1 protein-coding gene is annotated in these 1,071 nt (G+C 62.1%); it reads right to left on the minus strand.

Annotated features, from left to right (window positions below; translation table 11 throughout):
• On the minus strand, positions 1 to 1,071 hold a 1,071-nt coding region (locus A3730_RS24050; RefSeq protein WP_255364313.1), incomplete at both ends, for an AIR synthase-related protein.

Below are 1,071 nucleotides of genomic sequence, written 5' to 3' on the forward strand. Positions count from 1 at the left end.
CCGAGACCCGCCTCGGCATAACGGGCAACCACTTCTTCCGCGTGGGATTTTTCCACCTGCAACACCGCGCCCAGCTCTTCGGTAAACAGCGCCGCCACGGCTTCCGGGGTATCGCCGGCCAGGGGATCCAGGGAAATATCCAGCCCCGTGCGGGCAGCAAAGGCCATTTCCACCAGGCTGGTAAACAGACCGCCGTCGGAGCGGTCGTGATAGGCCAACAGTTTGCGTTCGGCCAGCAACTGCTGGGTCACCTCGAAGAAAGCGATCAGGTCTTTGGCATCGTCCAGGTCCGGCGCGATATCACCGACCTTGCCGTACACCTGCGCCAGGGCGGAGCCGGCCATGCGGTTCTGACCACGGCCCAGGTCCAGCAGCAGCAGTTCGCTGTCCACACCGGTTTTCAGCTCCGGGGTCACCGTCAGGTCGATGTCGGTCACCGTGGAAAAGGCAGAAATCACCAGCGACATGGGTGCGGTGACGCTTTTATCGATGCCCTTGTCGTTCCAGACCGTGCGCATGGACAACGAATCCTTGCCCACCGGAATGGCGATACCCAACTTCGGACACAGGTCCATGCCCACCGCTTTCACCGCATCGAACAAAGCCTGATCTTCACCCGGGTGACCCGCTGCCGCCATCCAGTTGGCCGACATGCTGATCTGGCCCAGATCGCCCAGATGGGCGCCGGCAATATTGGTGATGGACTCGGCCACCGCCATCCGCCCGGACGCCGCTGCGTCCACCAGAGCCACCGGGGTACGCTCCCCCATGGCCATGGCTTCGCCTGTGGTTTTGTTGTCTGCGTTGGGATTAAAGCCGGTAGCGGTCACAGCACAATCAGCCACCGGCACCTGCCAGGGGCCAACCATCTGGTCCCGGTGCACCAGCCCGGTAATGGAGCGGTCGCCGATGGTAATCAGGAAGCTCTTGGAGGCCACGGACGGCAGGCGCATCACCCGCTCACCGGCTTCTTTCAGGTCGATATCTTCAGTGGTGAACGCCTGACGCACAAAATCTTCGCGCTCGAAACTGCGCAGCATTTTCGGCGGTTTGCCGAACAGCAGGTCCATG

The sequence above is a fragment of the Alcanivorax sp. HI0044 genome (assembly GCF_001634945.1).